Genomic DNA, 24,230 nt, shown 5'->3' with positions numbered 1-24,230 from the left:
ATCGGCTCAGAGCGGCTCACAGCAGGTCTTCCGCCCGCGCCGGCAGTTCGCGGATCAGATCCCACACCGCCTGAGCCGCCGGCGACAGCGAGCGGTCGCGCCGCCGCACCAGTTCCACCGTGCGCTCGGCTCGCGGCACCAGCGCACGCGCGGCCAGCGCGGCGCCGGCGGGCAGCGGCAAGGCAAGCCACGGCAGCACGCTCACACCGATGCCGGCTTCGACGAGGCCGAACACCGTCGCCGAATGGCCGAGCTCCTGCACCACCGTGGCGCTCACGCCGTGTTCGTGCATGACGGCGTCGATGATCGGCCGGCTGCCCGACGCGTAGTCGAGCATCACGAGCCGCTCGCCTTCGAGTTCCGCCCAGCCGACCTCCTTGTGGCGCGCGAGCGGATGGTCGTCACGCGACACAAGGCAGAACGAATCCGTCATCAGCGATTCGCTCGACAGATCCTCCGCGGCGAACGGGCCGATGATCACACCGAAATCCACCTCGCCGGACCTCACCTTGCGCAGCACGTCGCTCTGCACGTCGTCGCGCAAGCCGAGCGCCACGTGCGGAAAGCGTTCCCCGCATGCCGCAAGGACGCGCGGCATCAGCCGGCATGCGACGGTCGGGCTGGCCGCGACGACCACGCGTCCGCGACGCTGCTCGCCGATTTCGCGGATTTCGCGCAAGGCGTCGTCCAGATCGCCCAAAAGACGCGACACGCTCGAAACCAGATTGCCGCCGACGTCGGTGAGCTGCACCTCGCGCGTCGTCCGGTCGATCAGCTTCAGACCGATTTCTCCTTCCAGTTCGCGGACGCAACGGCTCACTGCGGATTGCGTCAGCCCGACTTCCTCGCCCGCGCGACTGAAACTGGAGAGGCGCGCGACCTCGATGAAAACCCTTAGCTGGCGCAACGTCACGTTCATTTCTTCAGCTCATCGATAACCCGTTTTGATGCGCATTGTACGCGCAGACAGCGCGTGCACCGCGCCCACACGCACTCGCTGCAATGCAGCAATGAGGCGCAAACGCACGCCGCGCGGGCCTTGCTGCACAAGATTGGTGATTGTCCCGATTTGCGAGATAGCTTTTTTGGATTCTCATACGGCCCTAGCTAGCGCCCGCGCTGGCCCGCTGTTACGGGGCTCTCAGGCAGTTGGACTCAACTTGGCACACATCCTGCATTGACTTGGTCACAGGGTCGGCGCCATGACTTCTGACTGCATAGCAGACCGTGGCAAACCCGACCCCCTTGGCACTCGCCTATCGAGTGCATGGAGAGTGCGCGGCGCGGGGCAGCGCACCGGAGTTAGCTTCGCTGAGGTGAAACATGATGCTGTTCGACGATTTGAGAGACAACGAGTGGGCGCTGGTCGAGGCGTTGTTCTGTGCGGAGCCAGCACGGAGCGAACGCCGCGGCCGGCCGCGCGTCGAAGCACGGGCGGTCGTCAACGCCGTGCTGTGGGTGCTGTCGACGGGCGAAGGCTGGTCCAAGCTGCCGGGCCGCTATCCGTCGCCGCCGACTTGCCGCCGCCGTTTCGACGAGTGGCAAGCCGATGGTACGCTCGCCGAAATTGTGAAGCGACTCGGTACGAGCGGCCGCGAAATTTCGCTGCGCGGCCGCATTGGCGCGACCGCCGCGAAACCGCCGGCACCGCCGAGCCGCGACCGTCTGCGCGGCGCATTCTGGACCAACCCGGAGTCGTGGCGCGCACCGGTCAAGATGGCCTGAACAGAACGTATTGTCTCCGGGCGCCTGCGGGCGCCCGAAGTTCATCTGGACCAGCCCGGCGCCTGCCGGCGGTTTGCTTTCGACGGTCTCCTGCCGATCTCCGCGTGACGGCGTCGCCTGGCGCCGGCCGGTCGCCTCTTTCCTCTGACGTCGCTCAAGCGCGCTGCAGCTGCGCACCGCTCGACGCGTCGGCGTTCCCTTCATGCGTACCCGCGTGCCGCCCTCAGACGCCCTCGCGACTCGCGAGTTGCGGGTGAAACATCCATTTACTATTACTTACAGCGTGCTTTCTTGCCCCCGCATACCTTATACGTATGCAAACAGGCCTGATGTCGAGTGGGCCTGGACGGGAGCTCAGCATGAAACCAATGTCACTGCTTCTGTGCGGCATTGTGCTTTCATCAATGGCCGCACCGGCGCTCACCCAACAGCGCCCGCAAGGCTGGAACTGGCGGCCCGATCGCGCGGCTTCCGTCGAGGCCTGGCAGCAAAGCGCCGAGCGCAGCCGCGACTTCACGCCGCCCGCGCCGCGCGGCGACTTGCGCGGCGATATCGCGAGCAACGTGCGCACGCGGCCGGAACCGCCGCATGGCGATCCGTCGCGGCGCCGTTAGACGTGATTGGACGCGGTTACACGTGCTAACGCCGGAAGCGGCGCCCGCGCAGCAGTCGGGAGCACTGCAAGGTGACGTTGCAAAAGACAGGGCGAAATCTCCGGGAACCACGGCTGCCCGCATCGGTCAGACGTAACGCCATTAGCACAGCGTGGCAGCAGTAATTCCGGTACGCCCGTATCCTCGCGATACGGGCTTTTTTTCAGCCGTGTCGCGAGGCGAGGCGGGCGAGCGTCGCGCAGAGGCGGACAGCGCCGTGCTGTCCAGGTAGTGGGTTAGGTTAGGTGCAATACGCCGCGCCTAGGTCCGCGCTTCGAGCGACGCAGCGGAGTCCGTCTCCGCCGTGGCGAGAACATAGTCGCTCATGCGCTGCGCGGTCCACGAAAGGAGGCTTTCGTCGTGCGAGAGCCGCGCGAATTCGGCGCGCCCGCGGTCGGTCAGGACGGCAATGTCGACAGGGGCATGAAAGCCCGGCGCCGGCGCGACGGTGCGTTGCCGAACGGTGTCCATCAGGCCGAGCGCGCGAAGATATTGGAACACGCCCGGGCGCTTCGCCCATGGCACCTGACGATATTGCGCTCGCCGCAGCGCTTCGAGTACCGCTTCGTTGGAATACGTGGTCATCTCACTTCTTTCTTAAAGTGCAGCCATGACACATTTATGCCAACACGTCACCGCGCCACCAGCGACGCGCCTGGCACCCGCCCGTGGCTGGAAGCTGGCCGTAACCCATACGGCCGAATTCCGCCAGGTGCTGCCTGGTCTAATGTTTCGGGACCCCCGTCAGAACCCATGTTAGCGTTCTGCCTGCGAGCCGACGATGCAACCGCTGCGGCGCGATAGCAGGCCCGAAGATTTAATCCCGAAAGACATACGTTACCCCATCTAAATTGATTCTATTCACTTTATTGGCGCTTTTTTTTGCAGCAATCCTGATATGGAAGCGCGCCCGACGGCCTCTCGTCTTCTGCACCGTCGCCCTTTTCTGGCTGCTTTCGACCGGCTGGCTGACCGCCCCGCTGCTGAGCCTCGCCCAGCCGCAGGCAGAAACCAGCGCGCCGACGCGCTTCGCGCCGCGCACCGCGATCATCCTGCTGGGCGGCGGCACCGTGTACAACCGCGACAAGGTGCTCGTGCCGCCGCGTGAGGTGATGGCGCGCATTGCGGTCAGCGCCGAGAACTATGCGGCGTGCAAGCGCAGCGCGACGGTATGCAGCGTGATTGTCAGCGGGGGCAATCCGCAGCGGCATCCCGCGACCGAGGCCGACACCTATCTGCCCTACCTGCTGCGCGAACAGGTGCCGCGCTCCGACATCGTGCTGGAAAACCGCAGTCTCACTACCTACGAGAACGCGCGCAACGTCTCGGCCATTGTGGGCCAATCACGTTACGATTCGTTGATACTCGTCACCTCGGCGTATCACATGCCGCGCGCGCTGCTGGATTTCAGACATTTCGGTCTCGAGCCGCAGCCGTTGATCTCGGGCGCGAGGCGCGCGCATCTTGGCCTGTTGCCGCGTTATTCGAATCTGGCCAATGCGGAGCTCGCGTTGCACGAGCTCGTGGGCATTGCCCAATACCACGTGTACAGCGCTATTGGCCTATTCTGAAACGGACGCGTATCCCATTGGCACTTTGCTTAGCGATGCGAATGAATCTGACAGGTGATCTGACGGCCGCGCTGGCCTCGATGGTGTCTTCGCCATCCGCTTAAGCGCAGTGCATCAGAGCGGCGTAACAAGATGTAACCAATGGCGCCCGCCGTTACAAAACGCCCGCTGGAGCCGGTATTGCTGGCTAGAATGCAGTCGTCTTTCCTATTGGACAGACGAGTACTCGGGTCCACAACCACTCTGCGGAGGTAGCAATGAAGAAAGTGTCCCTCGCCATTCTGATTTCTCTCGGTGCCGTGACCGGCGCGGCGTATGCGCAGGAGGGCGGCGTCACCATGAGTACCGACCCGGCCAAAGCCGCCGACGTCGAGCAACGCGCGCAAGATTTGCAAAACCGCCAGCAAACGATGGAAACCGCACCTGCCGCGCCCATGCGGCATCACAAGGCGTCGCCGCATCACCACAAGAAGGGCGCCAAGGCCGACGCATCGAGCTCGTAAACACAAGCCCCGCACTCCCGGGGGGGTCGGCCGGGCGCGTCGCCAGACATTCGCGGCGCCGCGCACCTGCGCCCAAGGCCTCGCCGCGTAGGGAAAAGCCGAAGCCGGCAGCGCCGGTTGCGGCTTTTTTGCTGCCCGATGCGCTGTCCAGCGCGCGATGCCCGGTATGCTAAAGTCGCGCACCGACCGGCGCCCCGCCGGAACCCCTAACCCGTGCGCACCCTGGTGCGGAGGACAGCATGAGCAACATCCAGCTAGATATCGAATGGACTGAAGCAGCATCCCGCAAAATCGAAAAACTGATGCCGCGCGGCGGTCAGGAAGCGTTTCTGGCGCTGCCGCCCGTCGAGTGCCTGCCGATGGAAGGCGACGTGCTGTTTCTCGGCCCGGACGGCAAACAGCAGCCGTTCATCGTGGCGGAGCGCCAGTACCATCACGATGGCGACGCCGACTGGACCATCATCCTGATTCTGGACGTGCCGCAAGCCACGCATTGAAACTGGCCGCGCGCCGGCCGCGGCCACCGGCTTGCCAGCGGCGTGCCGACCGTGCCATCGCGCCATCGCGCCGCGCACGAGGCGCGGCGAATTCCAAGGCGCTCTTCCGGGCGCCCCACAACCTACAGAATTTTCGACACCACGCGAATTTCAGCGTGTTCGACCCAATCGGCCACCGCCTGCTTATAAGCCGTGATGTGCGCGGATTGCGCGTGAGCGGCCAGCGCCGCCTGACTTTCCCATCGCTCGAAGAACACAAAGCGCCGCGGCTCCTGCACGTCGCGGTGCAGGTCGTACTGAAGCGCGCCCTGCTCTTTGCGCGTCGGTCCGACAATCCCTTCCAGCGCCTCGCGCAACTGCTCCTCGTAGCCGGGTTTCGCTACTGAAATGGCGACCACCGCGATTTCCGACATTCTTTTCTCTCCGTTTTGCGAAAAGCAGCAGCATACCCACTGGTCGCCGATGCTGCAGGCAGCCGCGCACGCGCGGCCCGTCGCCCGGCGGTGGGACCGTAGAGGCCGCCGCGCTAACGTCTGAGCACCGCCGCCGCCTGGAGTTTGGCGGGCATTCACGGGCCGCCCTGCTACCCTCGCCTCATGCAAGCTTACAGTCCGGCCGCGGCCCGCCGCGATCGGCGCGGAGCGATGCAAGCGGGCATCGCAGCGAGTCCCGGCGAGTCCACGCGAGACGGCGCGCTCCCTCGTCCGCCCGCGGCAGCGCAGTCCCATGCGTGCACCGCCGCTCTTCGCCTCTGTGACAACCCGCACATTCATGCGAATTTCAAGCTGCTAGACTCATTTTGACCACTCCGCTGGAGTCCCGCATGGCTGGCACCGCTCTGTGCGTTCCAGGGTTCGATCGGGTTCGCCGTGCGGGCGTTCCGCTTGAGTATTCCGCTGCGCATCCGCTGTGCACCGAGTTCGCGTGCGCGCCCCGTCACCCGATTGCCGCGATGCCACCATGTCCGCTCTCATGCCCGCCTTTATGCCATCCGTCAGCGAACTGAGCCTGAGCGGCCTCCTTCCGCACCTCGTCCGGGACGAGTCCGGATGGACCGCGACGTGGCGCGCACTCACCTTGCACAGCGTGTTTCAGCCGGTGCTCTCGGTCACGCATCAGTGCGTGGTCGGCTACGAAGCCCTGCTGCGCGCCTTCGATCCGGTCGGTTTGCCGGTCTCGCCGGAGGTGCTGTTTTCGGGCACCCGCTCGGCCGCCGACGCGCGCGAGCTCGATCGCATCGCGCGTTGCCTGCACGTCGCGAATTTCATGGAGCAAGGCATCGCGACCGGCTGGCTCTTTCTGAATACGCGGCCGCAGGTGTTCGAAACCGGCTGGCCGCAGCGAACTTTCATCGACGAGCTTTCCGCGCATTTCGGCCTGCCGCAGGAGCGCATCGTGATCGAGGTGCTCGAGCAGCCCGCCGACGACGAATCCGCCGTCGCCAGCATGCTCGCCGCATCACAGCCACGCGACTTCCTGATCGCGATCGACGACTTCGGCACCGGCTTCTCGAACTTCGATCGCGTCTGGCGCTTCCGTCCGGACATCGTCAAGCTCGACCGGTCGCTCGTCGCCCGCGCGGGCAAACGCGAAGGCGACGATTCGATGATCGGCCATCTGATCGCGATGCTGCATCAGTCCGGCACGCTGGTGCTCGCGGAAGGCGTGGAAACAGACGAAGAGCTGATGATCCTGATGCAGGCCGACGTCGATTTCGTGCAGGGTTTCTGGCTCGGCCAGCCGAACGGTTCGATCGACGCCGCCGTCGCGAACGTGCCCGCCAAAATCGAGTCGATGTGGAGCAAGTTCGCCGACTACGAGCGCGCGCACGCACGCCACAAGCAGCTCGGCTTCGAAGGCTTCGCCGAAGCAGTCGCGGCCGCCGCGGAGGCGTACAAGGTAACGGGCGACCTTCAGCAGGCGGCGCAACGAGTGTGGCATCTGCGCGAAGCGCGCCGCGTGTTCATCACGGATGAGCAGGGGCAGCAGACTCAAGCCTCCGTCACGGCCGCCTCGGTGCCGGCGCTCGCGCAGCGGCTTGCGCCGCTCACGAGCGCCGCGCGCAGCAACTGGTCGCGGTGCGCCTATCTGAAGCATGCGCTGGCCGCGCGCGGACGCGTCGCGATGATGGGCCCGCACTATTCATTGGCGGACGGCGACGACTGCTACACCGCGGCGCTCGCCTTCGAGCGCGACGGCAAGACTCATGTGCTGTGCGTCGACTTCGTGCCCGCAGGCGCGACAGCCCCCGCAGGGCCTGCGGGCGGACCGCGCGCCGGCGGACGGCCTCGCTAATCGTCCACCCGGCCGCGGCCCGACTTGATCTCGCTGCGCCGCGACTTGCTTTCGAGACGCCGCATGTTCGAAGCGCGCGTCGGCCGTGTCGCAACGCGCGGCTTGCGCGTCACGCTGACGCTCTCCACCAGTTCGTCGAGCCGCGCGAGCGCGGCTGCGCGGTTCAGCTCCTGAGTCCGGTGCTCCTGAGCCTTGATGACGACCACGCCCTCACGCGTGATGCGCCGGTCGGACAGAGCAAGCAAACGCATCTTGAGCACGTCCGGCAACGACGAAGCCCGCACGTCGAAGCGCAACTGAATGGCGCTCGACACCTTGTTGACATTCTGACCGCCGGCGCCTTGCGCGCGCACGGCGGTCAGTTCGATTTCATTCGACGGAATGGAATAACGGGATGTCATGATGCCGCCAGTGTACACAGCCGGGCGACGGCGCCGCCGCTCGCGTGCCGCGTGCGAACCGGCCTGTGGGTTGATCCCGCGCCGGGCAATGGCCGATACTGGGCTCTTTCTCTTTCGGCGGATTTTTCCATGAAGCTTCGCCCCGGTTTTGTGGTCGAAATGGCCGTCAACTTCCTGTTGCCCTGGCTCGCATATCGGCTCGCGCTGCCGCATCTTGGCGAGACCCGCGCTCTACTCGCCTCCGCGGCGCCGCCGGTGGCGTGGAGCCTGATCGAGCTGGTCCGCTTTCGCCGCGTCGACGCGCTCAGCGTGATGGTGGTCGTCGGCATTGTCCTCTCGATCGGGGCGATGGCGCTCGGCGGCAGCCCCCGTATGCTGCTGTTGCGCGAGTCGCTCGTGTCCGGTGCAATCGGCATTGCCTTCCTGCTGTCGCTGGGATTGCACCGGCCGCTCATCTTCTACCTTGCCCGCGCAACGGTCGCTCGCGAGATGGAAGGCGGCGCCGAGCGCTTTGAAACGCTGTGGCGCGAGCGCCCCGCGGTGGCGAGCGGCATGCGGCTGATGACCCTGGTCTGGGGCATCGGGCTAACGGGCGAAATGGCGCTGCGCGCGTGGCTGGCGCTCAACTGGCCGATCGAGCGGTTTCTCGCGGTATCGCCTTTTATCGGCTATGGCATCTACGGAGCGCTGGCTCTCTGGACCCTGCGCTATCGCAAAACCATGCGTAGCCGTGCAGAAAAGCAGGTGGAAACGGCGCCGAGCGCAAGCTGATGCAGCGCGAGCGCGGCGCCATCAAGCTGCGGGCGGCGGGAAGTCCTCGCGCGGCCGTTCACGCATGGCGTCCCGTCGCCTCACGTCGCCTCACGTCGCCTTCCGTCGCCTCCAGTCGCCTCCAGTCGCCTCACCTCGCTTTCCGTGCGCGCGCGTCTGCACCCTAACGGCCACGCGATGCCTCCGCGATTCTCGCGGCTAGACCCGAGTCGCGCTGTGTGGGCGTCGCAATCGCCTGAGCCAGCACCGCGCGCGCGCCGATCACCTCCACGCGCTCCCGAGCGCGCGTGATCGCCGTGTACACGAGTTCACGCGACAACACCCTGCTGAATGTCGACGGCAGCACCAACACCGCATGCTCGAATTCGGAGCCTTGCGACTTGTGAACCGTCAGCGCAAACGCGGTGTCGTGCGGCGGCAGCGCGGCCGGAGACACGGCGCGCAGACTGCCGTCGCCGGTACGAAAGTAGACCCGCAGCACGCCGCCCGCGCCGGGCAGTGCAATGCCGATGTCGCCGTTGAAGAGTCCCAGCGCATAGTCGTTGCGCGTGACCATGACGGGCCGCCCGGCGAACCACTGCGCGCCGACCGCGAGCGTAACGCCCGCCGCCCGCCGCACTTGCGCCGCCATCAGCGCGTTGACCTGATCGACGCCGCGCGGGCCCGAGCGGGTCGCGCACAGGACGCGGAAACGATTGAGCCCGTCGAAAAGCGGCGTGGGATCCGGCGTCGCCTCGGCCAGCGCGGCAGCCAGCGCATTCGCGTAGGGCGCGAAGCCGGCGGCGAGGCGCTCGACGGTGCGCTCGGCCAGCGTCGGGTGCGCGTCGTCGTGAAGCGCGGCGGCGTGTCGAGTGGCGTCGGCGAGCAGCACCTCGAGTGCGGCGCTCGCCGCGCCATGGCAAATCGCCAGCGAAAGGCGGCCAATCGGAGATTCGAGCCCGAATCGATAGTTGCGCTCCAGCCAGACGACGCAATCCGCGTGTGGGCTTGGGGGCTGGTGCGGCGGCGGGCTCGCGGGGGGCTGGGGCTTGGGCCCGCGCTCGCGCTGGCGGGGGGGATGGCGACGTTGGCGTTGGCGTTGGCGTCGGCGTCGAAGAGGTCGGCGTTGCGTGCTGGGTCGAGCGCCTGGGCCGCGTCGGATTTGGCGAACAGGTCGTCGGACGGGCTGCGGAAAAGTCGCGGATCGGCGGCGTCATCTTGCCGGGAGCGCTCGGCCCATGCGTCCTGAGCGCGCCCGACGCGTGGCAGCGCCTGCGTGAACCGCGCCTCGTCGATACCCAGAGCGCCTGCAATTCGCTGTACGCCCAGCATCGTGAACGCAGGCCGCGCGCTCAGTTCCGCGAACACGGCACCGGCCTCCACGGCTGCAAGCTGGTCCTTGTCGCCGAGCATCACGAGCCGCGTGTGCGGCGCAATGGCATCGAGCAGGTGCGCGGCCATCGCGACGTCGATCATCGACGCCTCGTCGATCACCACGACGTCGTAAGGCAACGGGTTATCCCGATGATGCCGGAAGCGCCCGCCCGGCCCGGACCCGAGCAGACGATGCAACGTGTACGAAGTCTGCGGCAAACGCGCGGCGAGCTCCGGCGGCAGATCGCCGGCGCGCGCGAGCAAGGCTTCCTGCATGCGCTGCGCCGCCTTGCCGGTGGGCGCGGCGAGCGCGATTCGCAGATCGGCGCGCGCGTCCAGCAGGCACGCGAGCACACCGACGACGGTCGTCGTCTTGCCGGTGCCCGGACCGCCGCTCACGATCGTGAGCCGGCCCGACAGCGCCATGACCGCGGCCACGCGCTGCCAGTCCACCTCGTCGTCCTTCGGGGGGCCGAAGTAGCGTAGCAGCCGCTGGTGCAGCGTTTGTGGGGCATTGGCGTCAGGTTCGGCGTTGCTTTCGGCGCTCGCGCGCGCCGCCTCCTCGCCGGCAACGCCGCCCTCCGCGCCCTCCACGCCCGCCATCCGCTCCCGCCGCTCCCCCGCGACGTTGCCGGCACGTCCGATCAGCCGCTCCGCCGCGACCTCCGGCCCGCCCTGAACCGCGCTCGCCCCCGCATGCGCGACCAGCGCCCGCGCGAGACGCCGTTCGTAATCGTAGTAACGCGCGAGATACAAGCGCCCTTGTCCATCGATCACGAGCGGCCGCAACGCCGCGGCGGTGCGCGCACCATCGCTCGCCATGCCGCTCGCGAACAGCGCCGCGCGAACCTCGGCGGCAGAGGCGTCGAAACGATGTGCGAGCGCCCCGAGCGGCACACACACGTGCCCTTCCGCCGTCGCTCGGCTCGCCGCGAAAGCCGCGCGCGCCGCCCATTTCACCGCCTCGCCCGACGCGCCCGCGCGTCGCGCCAGTGCGCCGATGCGGCGCGCGAATCCCTCCGCGAGCGCAATGCTGAAATCAGCCGGCGCGGGCAGATTGACACCGATGTCCTCGAGTTGCAGCGGCGCGGCTGGCGCCTGATCGAACGTGCTCATACGCCGCCTCCGATCATCGCCGCGTCGAGCAACGCAACCAGCTCGAATGCAGGCCGTCTGGCATGCACGCCGGCCGCCGCGTCGGCGTCGCGCCAGTGCGGACGCACGCCGCGCACGAACAGATATAGATATCCGCCGATATGCGTCTCGTACGAGTAGTCGCGCACGCGGGTCTTCAGATAGCGATGCAGCGCGACGGTATAAAGCAGCGCCTGAAGATGGTACGCGTGGCTCGCCATCGCCGCTTCGAGCGGCGCGGCGCCATAATCTTGCGCGGTATCGCCCAGATGGTTCGACTTCCAGTCGACGATCCAGAAACGCCCGTCGTGCTCGACGATCATGTCGATGAATCCTTTGACGAAACCGCGCAGCCCCCCCGGCTCGAGCGCGACATCGGGATAGCCGTGCTCGACGAGCAACCCACGCAGCGCGGCAAAATCGAGCGATGGAGCGGCGAACAGAAACTCCAGTTCGTTCAGACGCCGCCGCGGATCCAGCTGCCCGAGCGTCATGCCGGGCACGAGTTCGGTGCTGACGACGTCCGCAAGCAGCTTGTGCATCATCGCCGGCAACCGTGGAGCCAGTTCAGGCGACGCCGGCGCGGGACGCTCGCGCAGCGCACCGCGGATCGCATCGGGCCAGCTGTGCGGATCGCTGAAATCCGCGAGTTCGAACATTCGATGCAGGCACTCGCCCGCCGCCGCTCCGCGCGGGAACGCCAGTATGTCGTCCGCGGCAAGCGACGGGGTCTGCGCCGCAGGCGCGGACACGGGCTGCGGTGTCGCGACCAGCGCATCGGCTATTTCGTCGTGATCGGGGCGCACCTCCTCCACTGCGGGCTGCGCTTCCTCGGCCTTGCTGACTGCAGCGATCAGACCGCTGAAGCTCGCCATGCGCCATTGATCCCGCAAGGGCCGGCGATGCGTCCGCGCGCGCTTTTCCGCGCCGCGGTCCTGCATGCTCTCGAGCGGCTGGCGGCGCTCCACCTTCGGCAGCGGCTGCACGGCTATCGGACCGCCCGCCAGCGCCTGCCAGCGCGAAGACAACTCCGCTTCGCCGGGCGGCTCCGCGAGCCAGTCGTCGAAGTCATGGCCCGCGCCGGCCACGAGCCAGTTCAACACGCTGCGCCGCGACTCCTTCGTCGAACGCGACGACTTATAGGTGCCCGCGACGAGATAACAGCGGTAGACCGCGCGCGTCAACGCCACGTAGACGAGCCGCGCCCGCTCGGCCGCCTGCTCGCGGGTGGCGTGACGCGCGGCGCGTTCCGCCTCTTCGTCGTCGCAACCGTAGTGCAGCACCGCGTCGCCGCATGGATCGTGATACTCGCGTGCGTTCGGCAAGGCCGACGAGGGCGGCTCGCGCAATCCGCCGTCGTTGAGGAACGGACAGAACACGACTGCATATTCCAGCCCCTTCGACTTGTGCACGGTAACGATCTGCACCAGATTGCGATCGGACTCGAGCCGCAGTTGCGCTTCTTCGCCGCCGCCCTGGGCACGCTGCGCGGCGAGCCAGCGCAAGGTCGGCGCGATGCCCTGATGCGTGGCCGCGCGCGCCTGCACGAGTTCCGCGAGGTGATTGACGTTGGTGAGGCGCCGCTCGCCGTCCGGCGCGGCGACAAGCCGTTGCGCGACCCGCAGTTCACGCATCAGCGTGCGCCACATGACGGCAAAACCGCGCTCATGCCAGAGCGTGCGGTAGCGCGAAAAACGCTCGACCCAGCCCATCGCGTCGGCGGCATGTGCGGGGTCGTCGGCGACAGCGGGCGCGTCGGCGGTCTGTTCAAGACGCCAGAGCGCGGCGGCGTCGAGCCCGAGCCAGTCGGTTGCGAGGGCGGCGCGCAAGCGGCGCAAGTCGCCCGGCGTATCGACAGCGGCCAGCACGCGCTCGATCTGCTCCGCGTCGAGCGTTGCAAACACCGAGGCCTGCGCGAGCTCGACACTGCCGACGCCCCACGCCGCCAGCACCCGTTTGATGAGACTGCCCTGCTTGTGCGTCTGTACGAGCACCGCGATATTGCCCGGCGCAAGCGGCGCGTCGCCGATCGTCACCGTGCCCTCGCGGGCGCCGCGCAGAAGCCGCACGATCTCGGCCGCGCACGCCTCGCTCGCTTCGCGCTGCGCCTCGCGCCTGGTCAGCGCGGTTTCGCCTGGCGGCAGCATCCAGATGCGGAAGTCGCCCGCGCCCGCGCCGCCGTCGGGATCGGAGAAAGGCGGCCTGCGCCGCTCGCCGGCGCGCACCGGCTGATAGTCGAGCCCGTCCAGCACAAACGCCTGCGGATTCGCTTCGAAGATACGATTGCAAGCCTCCACGATCGGCGCCGTGGAACGCTGGTTCACGGCGAGCGTATAGCGCGCCGAAGCGGAGGCCCGCGCCGCCAGATACGTGTGCAGGTCGGCTGCGCGGAAACTGTAGATGGCCTGCTTCGGATCGCCGACCAGAAAGAGCGGCCCCGCCGGCGCAAAAATGCGGCTGAAGATGGCGAACTGCAGCGGATCCGTGTCCTGGAACTCGTCGATCAACGCGGCGGGATAACGCGCGCGCAACGCGTCCGCGAGCCACGGGTGCGCGGCAAGAGCCCGGTACAGGTTCGACAGCAGATCGTCGAACGACACCACGCGGCGCGTGCGCTTGCGTGCCACCAGTTCGGCGGGTGCATAGTCGAGCCAGCTCTGCATCAGCGCGAGCCAGCGAGCGCGATGCGCCGCTTCGGCCGCGACGACGGCGGCACTCAGCGCTTCGGCGTGCTCGAAAAACGCGTGCTCCGGCGGATCGAACTTGACTTTGGTCGCCTTCTTCAGCGCCGAAGCCGTCAATTTCAGCGCGGCCCGCGGCGGCGGCGCATGGCAATCGCCTTGCGCGAAATACTCGGTCCATGCGGCAATCGCGGCGCTCACATGGTCGGGCTTGTGCGTGGTCTTGCTGAGGCGGTCCTGGGCCTCCGTGAGCAGGCTGACAATGGCATCGCGCTCCGCAAGCCACAGCTCGCACGCGGCGTCGAAACTGGTTTGCGGATCGGCGCCCGTCTGCGCGCCCGTGTTGCCCCAGCGCAATTGGGCGAGCGGCTTTTTCAGGCGCCGCGCGAGCTGTTCGTCGAGCGACGCGGGGCCGGCGCGTTTGCCCACCAGCCACGCGGCGAATGCGGGATGCGCATGCGCAACAGGCTCGATTTGCTCGCGCCAGAAATCGGCGGCCATTTCGAAGCGTAACGCGGCGTCGTCGGCTTCCATTTCAAAGGCAAACGGCATAGCCGCGGCGAACGGCGCCTCCTGCAGCGCGCGCTGACAGAACGCGTGAATGGTGTGAATCGCCGCCTGATCGAACGTGCGCAGCGCCCGCCGCACCACCTTCAGCGCGGCCTCGCGGTCGATGCCGCGCTCCGGCGCGAGCGTCGTTTCGAAGAGCCGGCGGATGAAGGGGTCGCCGCCGTCGTCATCGAGTTCAATTGCGCGATGCAGCTCGGCAAGCCGTCCGCGAATGCGCTCATGCAGTTCGGCAGTCGCGGCCTTCGTAAACGTGACGACGAGAATCTGATCGGCATTCAGATTCTTTTCGAGCAGCAGCCGCACGTACAGCGCGCAGATGTTCCATGTCTTGCCGGTGCCCGCCGACGCCTCGATCTGATTGACGCCGTCGAGCGAACACGCGAAGACGTCAAGTTCCGCGGCAGCCAGCGCATGACGATGCGACGCGCTCATGACATGCTCCGCAGATGCTGCATCAACGGCCTGAACACAATCGACGCAAGGCTGCCGAACGGCTCGTCGAGCGTGAGCGGCGTGCCGCGCAGCGCAATGCGCAAGGCCGGGTCATCGGATTCGCCGCGCACGCGGTCGTTGATCCATACGCCTTGCGCCGCCGAGTCGCTCTCGCTCACCTTGGCCCACGCGCTCCTTGGGAAAAAGCGCAGCGGCAGCCTGCGCCCCGCCCTGAACAGCGCGGCCAGCGGCGCGAGTTCGTCGAGGGGCGCGGCCACCGGCGCAAACTCGAAGCGCTCGCCGCTGCCGTGCCACACGGTGCGGCGCGGTCCCCGCGGCAGCGCCGCGCAGTAGGCGAGATGCGCAAGCCACGCAGAGAGGTAGTCGCGCGCGGTGGGCTTGGCGTAGCGAAAGATCACCTGTCCGGTTTCCGTTAGCAGATTCAAGGCGCCGTGCAGTTGCAGCGGCGCTTCGGCGGCTTCACGAAGCGCCTCGTCATGAGGGCCGAAAAGTTCGCCCGCGATGTCCGCACGATCCGGCCAGCGCGGCACGACGTCGAGCACGAACGGCAGGCGCTCGACACCTGCAGCGACCTCGCCGCGCACACTGTCGGCCAGTTGCCGCAGCGCGCCCAGTTCTCGCGCGCGCCACACGGCGCCGGTCGCGCCGCCGGGCAGTTCCGGGCTTGCTTCGGCGAGGCGCCGCGCGCGCTCGAACGTGAGATCGTCTTCTTCGTTGCCGGCGTCGAGCAGCACGGGCAACAGACGTTCGGCCAGCGCATCGCGCCCCGCGTAGTCGAGCTCGAACGGCTCGGTGTCGAGCAGCTCGCCTTGCGCCTCGGACAGCACGATGCCTAGACGGTCGCGCAGTAGCGCGCGCGCCGGATGACGCCAGAAGCGCACGAAGTCGTCGAATGCGGCGGGCGCCGCATCTTCGGGCGGCAATGGCCGGTCGAAGAAAGGCGCAGCGCGGCTTTGCTGCGGCGCGGCCAGCAACGTAGCCAGCTCGGCGCGATCGGCGTCGTAGGTGAAGAGCTCGGGCTGGGCGGCGAAGTAGTCGGAGGCGAAGGCCTGCAGCGGGTGATCGACAATAAATGCACGGCGGGCGCGCTCGACTTCAGCAGGGCTCGCGCCCTCGCCCGCCGACACCTGCGCCAGATAGTCGAGCAGTTCGTCCACCAGCGCGGCCGGCGGCAACGGCGCGTTGTCGCGGATGCTGCGCCCGGTGTAAGCGATAAAGAGCCGGCTGCGGGCGGCGAGCAGCAGATCGAGAAACAGATTGCGCTCGTCGTCGCGGCGCTGACGGTCGCCCGCTTTGCCGAACGCGGCCATCAGGTCGAACTCGTCGGCTCGGGCGAGGCTCGGCAGCACGCCGTCGTCCATACCGAGCAGACAGACAACGCGGTATGGCAAGCCGCGCAAGCTCGTCAGCGAGGAAAACGTCACGCTGCCCCAAGGCACGCCGCCGCGCGCCGGATCGTCCAGCGCTTCGGTGAGCGCGCCGCGCACGACCGCGGCGGGCAGGGTGACGTCATGCGCGCCGGCCTGCATGGCGTCGCCCATCTTGTCGATTGCATCGCGCACGCCGGCGAGCGACTCGGCAAACTCGACGCCGCCGTCGAAACACTGCGCCAGCGTTTCGAGCAGCAGTTGCGTCCAGTCGGCCGGCGTCTGTTCGCTTGCGCAACGCGCGGCAAAGTTGTCGATATCGTCGACGAAGCGCGACAGACGGCCCAGCAGTTCGGCCTCCGAGCCGTCAGCGCCCTCGACCGGCAGCCATGCGTCCACGGGCTCGCCGCCGTCCGGCATCGCATAGCCGAGATACAGGCGGGTCAGCGCATCGGCGAACGTGTGGCGCGCCACCGGCACGTGTTCGCCGCTCGGCTCGGCAGGCGACAGCCCGCGCCGCGCACCGGCTGCGGCGAGCCACTCCTGGGCGGCTTCCAGCGAACCGGCGTCGATGCCGTAGCGCACGGCCACCGCATCGACGCGCAGCCACTCGACCAGATCGGGGGCACCGACACTGCGCTCGGGCAGAGCGAGCCAGTCGAGCAGCAGCCGCGCGACTGGATTGGCCTGCGAGGGCGGCAGGCCCGTGATCCGATACGGGATGCGGCGCGTGTCCCCAGCCGGCGTCGTGCCGAACACGGCGTCGATCAAGGGACCGGCGGCGGCAAGGTCCGACACGGCAACAAGAACGTCGGACGGCTGCAGATCATCGAATTCGTCGAACCAGCCAAGCAGCCGGTCGTGCAGCACCTCGAGCTGCCGCGAGAGGCTGTGACAGACGTGAACTTCAATGCCCGGCTCCAGCGGCAACTCATCCGCCTGCGTCTCCGAACGCAGATCGAGAATGCCGTTTTGCACGGCGGCGAGCCAGCTCGGTTCCGGATTCTCCGTGAAGTCGCCGGTCTCGCCTGAAGCCGCGCTTTCGGTGAGCTCGTGCAGCATGTGCAACTGCGCCTGCGTTTGACGCCCCCATTCCGCAAGGAGCGGGTGACCCACTTCCTGATAGTCGAGCTGACCGGCGGCGTCGAGCGCCTGCACGCGGCCTTCGCTCACCACGTCGAACCAGAACTCGCGGCACGGGTTCATGACGTAAAGACGCACGTCGACCCAACGCGACAGCGCGCGCAGCAGTGCAACGTGCAACGGCGGCATGGTGGGCAGCGCGAACACGCTGACCGCTTCGGGCCAGTTCGCTTTCGCAATCGCGTCGAGGTCGAGCGTGCCGATTTCGTCGAGAAAACGATAGGCGGGCGGCAGCGCGGCCGCGGGCGTGTGCGCGTTGCCGCCCACCTCGGCCAGTTCTGTGAGCACGGCGCGCCACAGCGCCGCCTGCCAGCGCTCGTCCTCGCGTGCTGCCTCGCTTGCGCCGACAAGGCGCGGGCCTGTGTCGTCCGCGGCGCCGCTCGCGAAGATCGAACCGCCCTTTTGCCATTGCAACAGCCATTCGGGGCGATACGTCAGATAGTGGTCGAGCACGGTTGCCACGCGGCGCGCGAGCTCGTAGCGCATGGACGGATCGGCTGCGTCTAGATAGGTGCGCAGACGCGGCGATGCGTTCCACGGCACTGCGGAGTCTACGACGCCGAGCAGCCGGTAGCAGCGCCACACGAGGCGGTCAGGCGCGAAAGGCGAATGCCGCGGCACCTCGATCACGCCGCCAATTTGCGCCCACAGCCATTGCGCGAGATAGCCGAAGCTGACGTTCGCGCAGACGCCCTGACGCGCGGCGATGTCCAGCTCGAGCCGCCGCCGCACCGCGGCGCTGGGAACGATCACGGGCTGTGCGGTCCACGGGTCGGACGGCGCTTGCGCGAGGTCGTCGAGCAGCGCGCCGACAAGCGTTTCATAGCGGTTCGAGTAAAAAAGCTGGAGCATGGGTCCTGACGAGGCGGTGTGGCTTTGCCGCCTCCGCGAAGAACGCGCGAGCCGCGGCAGGGATTGAAGCGACAGCATAACAAAGCCGCTCGCGGCGCAGAACCTGGCCGAATGGACGAGGTCAGATCAGACGCAAAATCAGTTAGACTCGTCGGCAGTTTTTGGGCTGTCCGCGAGCTTGTGCCCGAGGTTCCGTCCGACCTTGTGCGCGATGTTGAGCCTTCAACCGCTTTTTGTCAGTGAATGAAATCAGGCAGTCGATGCGCTATTCGGTTGAAATAAAAAAATTCCTGTACAGCCAGTATTTTTATGGCGGCCTGCGCATCGCGGTCGGTGTGTCGTTACCGGCTGTGCTGTGCCTGATCGTCTTTCACAATCGCGAGCTCGGCTTCACGATTGCGACGGGCGCGCTCGGCGCATGCGTCGTCGACATGCCGGGGCCGCTCAAGTACAAGCACAACGAGATGCTGGCGTGCTCGGTGATCGGTTTCCTGTCGGCGCTCGCCACGGGTCTTGCCACTGTGAACCCGGTCGCGCTCTGGTGCACGGTGGTCCCGCTCACGTTCCTCCTTTCGTTGATCGTCGTGTACGGCAACCGCTGGCCGCAGATCAGCTTTGCCACGCTGTTCATGATGATCATGACGCTGGAGGAGCATTTCACGCCGGTGCAGGCGCTCGTGAATGCGTCGTGGATCCTCGTGGGCGGTCTCTGGTACACGTACTGGTCCACTGCCGTGAGCCGCTGGATGATGCACCGCATCGAGCAGCAGGCGCTCGCCGAAAGCGTCTTTGCCTGCGCCGACTACCTGCTCGCGCGCGCCGCCTTTTACGACCTCGATAACGATCTCGACGAGTGCTATCGCAATCTCGTCGACAAGCAGATCGCCGCGGTGGACCGGCAGGACGCGGCGCGCGACATCGTGCTGCGCAATTTGCCGAAGCTCAAAAGCGGCAAGCTGGAGCCGCGTCGCGCAATGCTGTTCAACCTGTTCATCAACACCGTCGATCTGCATGAGTTGTTCGTGGGCGCGCACACCGACTACCCGCTCGTGCGCAACACGTTTGGCGGCACCGATCTGCTGGTGTTCTACCGCGACCTCATCCGCAAGGCCGCCGCCGATCTGGAGGAGATCGGGCTCGCCGTTTTGCAGAACCATGCGCCGCGGGCGCGTGTGAACGTGAAGGCGGAGCTGCGCGCCATCGAGTTCGAAATCGAACTGATGCGCAAGCACGAGTTGCCGGCGAAGAATCCCGAGGCCTATTCGGCTGTCTCGTCCACCTTCCGCCGGATCTGGAGCGCCACGCGTCTGATCGACAAGATGCGCAAGAGCCTGTCGAGCGAACCGGCCACCACGGAAACGGAACTGCGCCTCGACCAGGCGCTGAACCGCTTCGTCTCGAGCCGCCGTGTGCCGTTCGGCCAGATTTTTTCGAACCTGACCATGGCTTCGCCGAGCTTTCGTCACGCCTTGCGCGTGACGATCGCGGTGGCGGTCGGGTTCTGGCTCGGCCGCCTGCTGCCGCTCACCAACGCGTACTGGATCGTGATGACCACGGTCATCATTCTGAAGCCCGGCTACTCGCTGACCAAGCAGCGCAACGGGCAGCGGATAATCGGCACGTTGATCGGCTGCGCGGCCAGCATCGCGCTCATGGTCTTCGTGAAGGAGCCGCACATCCTGCTGGTGGTGATGTTCGCGTCCATGGTGATGAGCTACAGCCTGCTGCTGTTCAACTACACGGCAAGCGTGGTGTTCACTTCGTCCTATGTGCTGCTGATGTTCCATCTGCTCGCGCCGGGCAGCATGCGCATCATCGGCGAACGCGCGATCGATACCGTGGTGGGTTGCGCGATCGCCATTGCCGCAAGCCACCTCTTCCCGTACTGGGAATATCGTCTGATGGGCAAGCTGGTCAACAACGTGATCAGCGCAACGCGACAGTTTCTGGAAGCGAGCTGGTGGTGGAGCGGCAAACCGGCCGCAGCCGTGGTCGCCACAGTGACGGAAGCAGGCGCGCGGGCACCGGTCGCAGCCATGGCCGATCCGGCAATCGACTTCGCGAAGCCGGCGCCGGCTGCGTCGCGCGCGCCTGTGGCCGCCGGCGCTGCGACGGGCGATCAAGCCGTCACGCAAGCCAACGCGCTTTTCGCCACCAGCCTGGGTGCCGACGTTGAGCCCGCCGCGCATACAGCAGTGAATGGGGCAAAAAGCGCGGCAACGAGCCCGGCAACGAGCCCGGCAAAAAGCGTAGCAACAAGCGCAGCAACAAATCGAGCAACAAGCGCCGCGCCGGTGGCGCCCCTCACCACGAACGGTAACGCGACGACGAAGCCCGTCGCCGGCGCCTCCCCCGCTGCCGCGGCCGCTGCGACCGCGCTCGATCGGGATTATCGCTACCGCCTCGCGCGCAAAAATGTGCACGTCGCGTTCGCGAATCTGGGCCAGGCCTTCCAGCGGATGATGCTCGAACCGAAATCAGCGCAGAAGTTCGTGCCCGAGCTGAACGGCTTGCTCGTGCGCAGCCACGTGCTCGCGTCGCAGATCACGGCGGCCGCGCCGCTCCTGCGCACGTCCGCCCAGCAGCCAGAAGGCGTGTCGCTTCAGCCGCTGCAACGCGCATTGAGCCTCGTGCGCGATAACCTCACCGAGGCCGAGGCGGGCACTGCGCCGCCCGCCGACCAGCCGGAGCAGATCAAACAGCTCACGCGCGAACTCGATACGATGGTGGTCGAGGCCGAGAAGTCGCAAGACTATTCAGCGGATGCGGTGCACGACATGAAGTTGCTCGCGCATCAATGCAAGCAGATGCTGGCGGCTGCGGCGCTGATCCGCAAGGACGCGAGTGTGATTCGCCTGCCCGATGAATGACGCGGTCGCGGCGCATGGGCCCGGCGCTCCGCAGGTCCCGTGAGGTCCCTGCCATATCTCTGCCATGTCCCCGCACTGGGTCGCGCAGCAGGTGTCGCCCACATCGCAGGCACTCATACAACGCGACGGCTACCAGCTCACTGCGCGCTGCCGCTGGCGGGTTTCGCAGCGGTAGTAGCGGCGCTCGTCGCCGTGACCGCAGCCGCGCCCGACGAGAGGGACGTCGTCTGCGCGTTCTCGCTGTCGAATTCGCGCTTTTCCTTGATCGCGTTGTACAGCAGCGTGGCAATGACCAGCAGTACCGCGACGACGATAAATACGGCAATGCCGAAGGTCGGGTTTTTCTTGCGCGGCGGTTTGTTCATGAGACGGCTCGGATCGCGAGGCAATCGCGGAAGATAGCGGAGAAGGCGGCATTCTACGCCGGGACGCCTTGCACTCCCCTTGCAATCGGCAGAGCAGGACGACTGTGTCGCTGCCATTGAAGTTGCCTGATCCGCGAGGCGGCACGACTAATGCTCATCAACTCATGCGGGCAGTCACCGTCACATGGCACGACACCCGCACTGCGAAAGCGCGCCATCGCGCGCCGTAGCTGGGAGGAAAAATGAGCGCGCAGGTGCATTGGACCAAGCACGCCGTTTGCAATGGCGGCGTTGTCATCATCGGATTCGGCAGCATCGCGAGTTCACTATTACCGGTGTTGTTAAGACACATCGAGGTCTGCCCAAAAGACGTGACCGTCGTCTGTCCGCCGGGCAACGACACGGCCATCGCGCGGGAATGCGGCGTGAGCGTCGTCGAAGCCGCGCTCTGCGAGGACAATTTCGAGGCACTGCTTGCGCCTTATGTGACGAAAGACACGCTGTTGCTCAACCTGTCCGTCAATGTGTCGAGCGAATCGCTGGTCCGCTTCTGCTGGTCGCGTGACGCGCTGTACCTCGATACATCCATCGAACCGTGGGAAGGCGCCTCGACCGATCCCAACCGCTCGCCGTCGCGGCGCAGCAACTATGCTTTGCGCGAGGCGCTGCTGGCTTTTCGCCTCGACAAGCGCGACGGGCCGACCGCAATCGTGACTCAAGGCGCGAACCCCGGCCTCGCTTCGGCTTTCGTGAAACAGGCGCTCTTCGACATGGCGGCCGGCAGCGGCCTCCAGCCGGGCGCGCTCGAGAGCTACGAAGACTGGGCGGCGCTCGCGCAGCGTCTCGCGATCAGGTCGATTCACGTCGCCGAACAGGACTCCCAGTTCTCCGAGCGTCGCAAGGCGCGCAATGAGTTCGTCAACACGTGGTCCGTCGATGCCTTCGTCGAAGAAGGCATGCAGCCGGCGGAACTCGGCTGGGGCACGCATGAGCGTCATTGGCCCGCCGACGCGCAGCGCCACGGCTTTGGAAGCGATGCGGCGATCTACCTCGAGCGTCCGGGGCTCGCCACGCGCGTGCGGAGCTGGACGCCGCTCGCCGGCAGCTATCAGGGCTTTCTCGTCACGCATGGCGAGTCGATCTCCATCGCGGATCACCTGACGTTGCGCGCGGACGGCGAGGTCGTCTATCGGCCGACCGTCCACTACGCGTACCGGCCCTGCGACGACGCAATGTTGTCAATCGAAGAATTCGCCGGGCGGGGCTGGCGTTTGCAGGACAACAAACGCATCCTGCGCGACGAAATCGTCGACGGCGCCGACGAACTCGGCGTGCTGCTGATGGGTAACGACAAAGGCGTCTACTGGTACGGCTCGCGGCTCACCACGCCGCAAGCGCGGCGGCTCGCGCCGCACAACGCGGCAACGAGCCTGCAGGTGGTGGCGGGCATTCTCGCCGGAATCGTCTGGGCGCTCGACAATCCGCGGGCCGGCGTGGTGGAACCGGACGACATCGACTATCGAACGGTGATGCGGGTCGCTCGCCCCTATCTGGGCGAGATGGTCGGCGTCTACGACAGGTGGACGCCGCTCGAGCAGCGCTCGCCGCTATTCGATACGCCCTGCGACGAGGACCCGTGGCAGTTCCTCAACGTGCGGGTTCCCTGGTGAACCGATACATGGAGAGCCGCTCATGCCGTCGCTGTTGAACAAGGAGCTCGGCGTCGTCGAGGACTCCTATTACGAAGCGAGCGTCACCCGTGCGCAGCCGAGCGCGCCGCTGCAGGAAAAGCTGGCGGTGGACGTATGTGTGATCGGCGGCGGCTATGCCGGCGTGTCATGCGCGCTGGAACTCGCGCAGCGCGGATTCCAGGTCGCGCTGCTCGAGGCGCAGCGCATCGGCTGGGGCGCGTCGGGCCGCAACGGTGGCCAGGCGATCGTCGGTTTCGGCGCGGAAGGAGAAGACGCGATCGAACATCAGTGCTCGCGCGAGCTGGCGCGCAAGGCATGGGACGTCTCGCTCGAAGGTCTGCGCCTGCTCGAGGAGCGTCTTGCGCGCTTTGGCATCGACTGTCATTACCGGCGCGGCTATCTCACGCTTGCCGTGACCGATCGGAAGGCCCGCAAGCTGATGAGCTGGATGGAGCGCACGCGCGAGCGCTACGACTATCCGCTGCAATGGCTCGACCGTCCGGCGCTTCGGTCGCATCTCGCCAGCGAGCGGTTCGCGGCCGGCGTGTATGACGCCGCGTCCGGCCATCTGCATCCGCTCCGGTATTGCCTCGGTCTGGGCGAAGCGGCGCGCCGCGCGGGAGTGCGGGTCTTCGAGAATTCAGCCGTGTCACGGCTCGAACGCGGGCCCCGGCCCGTCGTGAAGACGGCGGAAGGCGAAGTGTCGTGCGAGCGCGTGGTGATCGCCGGGAATGTCTATCTGGGCGAGTTCGGCGATCATCCGGCACCGGAGATCGAGGCGCGCATCATGCCGGTGGGCACCTACATGGTCGCGACCGAGCCGCTTTCCGGCGCGCGCGCCGACGAACTCATACCGGGGCGGGAGGCGGCGTCCGACAACAATCTGATACTCGACTATTTTCGCCTGAGCGCCGATAACCGGCTGTTGTTCGGGGCCGGCGAGACGTACGACGCCACCACGCCGCGCAATCTGATCGAGCGGATGCGGGCCCGCATGACGGGCGTCTTCCCGCAACTCGCCGGTGTCGGCATCGAGTATGCGTGGGGCGGCTTTGTCGACGTCACGATGAACCGCGCGCCCGATCTCGGCCGGATCGCCGGCAACATCTACTACGTGCAGGGCTTCTCCGGACACGGCCTCGTGTTCGCGGGCATGGCCGGAAAAATTCTCGCCGACGCGATTGCGGGCGACGCCTCCCGATTCGACGTGTTCAGCCGCATTCCGCATCGACGCTTCCCGGGCGGCAAGGCGCTGCGCACGCGAGCTCTGGTGTTGGGCATGTGGTATTACAGGCTGCGGGAGCTGATCTAGGGCGGCTGCCTCTGGCCTCCAGG

The 24,230-nt window shown here is 66.7% G+C and carries 18 protein-coding genes and 1 pseudogene; 10 read left to right on the top strand and 9 right to left on the bottom strand.

All coding sequences use genetic code 11. The features are described from left to right. Nucleotides 1-16: 16 nt before the first annotated feature. A complete protein-coding gene (locus tag ACEN8U_RS21660; protein ID WP_310110060.1) occupies nt 17-919 on the bottom strand; it encodes a LysR family transcriptional regulator in 903 nt (300 codons plus the stop codon). 407 nt (nt 920-1,326) lie between these two features. On the opposite strand from ACEN8U_RS21660, the pseudogene ACEN8U_RS21655 reads away from it, so the two are divergent. Both ACEN8U_RS21655 and ACEN8U_RS21650 read left to right on the top strand, forming a co-directional pair. Beyond that, a pseudogene (locus tag ACEN8U_RS21655) lies at nt 1,327-1,722 on the top strand (transposase); the annotation flags it as partial. 362 nt (nt 1,723-2,084) lie between these two features. Beyond that, on the top strand, nt 2,085-2,339 hold the full coding sequence (locus ACEN8U_RS21650) for a hypothetical protein (RefSeq protein ID WP_013588047.1): 255 nt from the start codon (nt 2,085-2,087) through the stop codon (nt 2,337-2,339). A 300-nt stretch (nt 2,340-2,639) separates the two neighbouring features. Here the strand turns inward: ACEN8U_RS21650 and ACEN8U_RS21645 are convergent, their stop codons facing one another. Continuing rightward, nucleotides 2,640-2,963 (bottom strand): hypothetical protein, encoded by a 324-nt coding sequence (locus tag ACEN8U_RS21645; RefSeq protein ID WP_310110058.1) that lies wholly within the window; start codon nt 2,961-2,963, stop codon nt 2,640-2,642. 266 nt (nt 2,964-3,229) lie between these two features. Between ACEN8U_RS21645 and ACEN8U_RS21640 the strand changes: the two genes are divergently transcribed. The 3 genes from ACEN8U_RS21640 (at nt 3,230) to ACEN8U_RS21630 (ending at nt 4,949) form a co-directional block, all read left to right on the top strand. Next, nucleotides 3,230-3,949 carry a YdcF family protein gene (locus ACEN8U_RS21640; RefSeq protein ID WP_013588045.1) on the top strand — a complete coding sequence of 240 codons (720 nt, stop codon included), beginning with the start codon at nt 3,230-3,232 and terminating at the stop codon, nt 3,947-3,949. Nucleotides 3,950-4,206: 257 nt separating this feature from the next. After that, nucleotides 4,207-4,452: a hypothetical protein gene (locus ACEN8U_RS21635; RefSeq protein WP_013588044.1), complete on the top strand. Its 246-nt coding sequence runs from the start codon at nt 4,207-4,209 to the stop codon at nt 4,450-4,452. 239 nt (nt 4,453-4,691) lie between these two features. Continuing rightward, nucleotides 4,692-4,949 carry a hypothetical protein gene (locus ACEN8U_RS21630; RefSeq protein WP_007182306.1) on the top strand — a complete coding sequence of 86 codons (258 nt, stop codon included), beginning with the start codon at nt 4,692-4,694 and terminating at the stop codon, nt 4,947-4,949. A gap of 122 nt (nt 4,950-5,071) precedes the next feature. Here ACEN8U_RS21630 and ACEN8U_RS21625 read toward each other — a convergent pair whose 3' ends face one another. After that, complete coding sequence (locus tag ACEN8U_RS21625; RefSeq protein WP_035478706.1) at nt 5,072-5,362, bottom strand: putative quinol monooxygenase; 291 nt, start codon at nt 5,360-5,362, stop codon at nt 5,072-5,074. Nucleotides 5,363-5,909: 547 nt separating this feature from the next. Between ACEN8U_RS21625 and ACEN8U_RS21620 the strand changes: the two genes are divergently transcribed. After that, nucleotides 5,910-7,244 carry an EAL domain-containing protein gene (locus ACEN8U_RS21620; protein WP_310110054.1) on the top strand — a complete coding sequence of 445 codons (1,335 nt, stop codon included), beginning with the start codon at nt 5,910-5,912 and terminating at the stop codon, nt 7,242-7,244. Here ACEN8U_RS21620 and arfB read toward each other — a convergent pair. After that, nucleotides 7,241-7,645, bottom strand: a complete 405-nt coding sequence (arfB, locus tag ACEN8U_RS21615) for an alternative ribosome rescue aminoacyl-tRNA hydrolase ArfB (protein WP_310110053.1) — start codon at nt 7,643-7,645, stop codon at nt 7,241-7,243. The genes ACEN8U_RS21620 and arfB overlap by 4 nt on opposite strands. Nucleotides 7,646-7,774: 129 nt before the next feature. On the opposite strand from arfB, the gene ACEN8U_RS21610 reads away from it, so the two are divergent. Then, the gene (locus ACEN8U_RS21610; RefSeq protein WP_028361073.1) at nt 7,775-8,416 is read left to right on the top strand and encodes a VC0807 family protein; all 642 of its coding nucleotides are present in this window, start codon (nt 7,775-7,777) and stop codon (nt 8,414-8,416) included. A 163-nt stretch (nt 8,417-8,579) separates the two neighbouring features. On the opposite strand, the gene ACEN8U_RS21605 is transcribed toward ACEN8U_RS21610, so the two are convergent. From ACEN8U_RS21605 to recC, 4 genes are read right to left on the bottom strand one after another with little or no spacing between them, the layout of a single operon-like run. Next, the gene (locus ACEN8U_RS21605; protein WP_413657535.1) at nt 8,580-9,047 is read right to left on the bottom strand and encodes an ATP-binding domain-containing protein; all 468 of its coding nucleotides are present in this window, start codon (nt 9,045-9,047) and stop codon (nt 8,580-8,582) included. Beyond that, nucleotides 9,047-10,885 carry an AAA family ATPase gene (locus ACEN8U_RS21600; protein WP_413657533.1) on the bottom strand — a complete coding sequence of 613 codons (1,839 nt, stop codon included), beginning with the start codon at nt 10,883-10,885 and terminating at the stop codon, nt 9,047-9,049. Before ACEN8U_RS21600 ends, ACEN8U_RS21605 begins: the two co-directional genes overlap by 1 nt. Continuing rightward, nucleotides 10,882-14,586: an exodeoxyribonuclease V subunit beta gene (recB, locus tag ACEN8U_RS21595; protein WP_310110050.1), complete on the bottom strand. Its 3,705-nt coding sequence runs from the start codon at nt 14,584-14,586 to the stop codon at nt 10,882-10,884. Before recB ends, ACEN8U_RS21600 begins: the two co-directional genes overlap by 4 nt. Continuing rightward, nucleotides 14,583-17,969 carry an exodeoxyribonuclease V subunit gamma gene (gene recC / locus ACEN8U_RS21590; RefSeq protein WP_310110048.1) on the bottom strand — a complete coding sequence of 1,129 codons (3,387 nt, stop codon included), beginning with the start codon at nt 17,967-17,969 and terminating at the stop codon, nt 14,583-14,585. Before recC ends, recB begins: the two co-directional genes overlap by 4 nt. A gap of 260 nt (nt 17,970-18,229) precedes the next feature. Here recC and ACEN8U_RS21585 point away from each other — a divergent pair, with 260 nt between their 5' ends. Beyond that, nucleotides 18,230-20,839, top strand: a complete 2,610-nt coding sequence (locus tag ACEN8U_RS21585) for an FUSC family membrane protein (protein WP_310110046.1) — start codon at nt 18,230-18,232, stop codon at nt 20,837-20,839. 137 nt (nt 20,840-20,976) lie between these two features. Here the strand turns inward: ACEN8U_RS21585 and ACEN8U_RS21580 are convergent, their stop codons facing one another. Further along, nucleotides 20,977-21,204: a hypothetical protein gene (locus ACEN8U_RS21580; protein WP_310110044.1), complete on the bottom strand. Its 228-nt coding sequence runs from the start codon at nt 21,202-21,204 to the stop codon at nt 20,977-20,979. A gap of 242 nt (nt 21,205-21,446) precedes the next feature. On the opposite strand from ACEN8U_RS21580, the gene ACEN8U_RS21575 reads away from it, so the two are divergent. Both ACEN8U_RS21575 and ACEN8U_RS21570 read left to right on the top strand, forming a co-directional pair. After that, entirely contained in the window at nt 21,447-22,874 is a 1,428-nt protein-coding gene (locus ACEN8U_RS21575) for a saccharopine dehydrogenase C-terminal domain-containing protein (protein WP_310110042.1), read from the top strand. A 22-nt stretch (nt 22,875-22,896) separates the two neighbouring features. Beyond that, the gene (locus ACEN8U_RS21570; protein ID WP_310110040.1) at nt 22,897-24,207 is read left to right on the top strand and encodes an FAD-binding oxidoreductase; all 1,311 of its coding nucleotides are present in this window, start codon (nt 22,897-22,899) and stop codon (nt 24,205-24,207) included. Nucleotides 24,208-24,230 lie beyond the last annotated feature (23 nt).

The organism is Paraburkholderia phenoliruptrix (assembly GCF_047325075.1).
GTDB lineage: Bacteria > Pseudomonadota > Gammaproteobacteria > Burkholderiales > Burkholderiaceae > Paraburkholderia > Paraburkholderia phenoliruptrix.
Note: the sequence above shows the minus strand (reverse complement) of the source record. Positions and strands in the feature narration are given on the sequence as shown.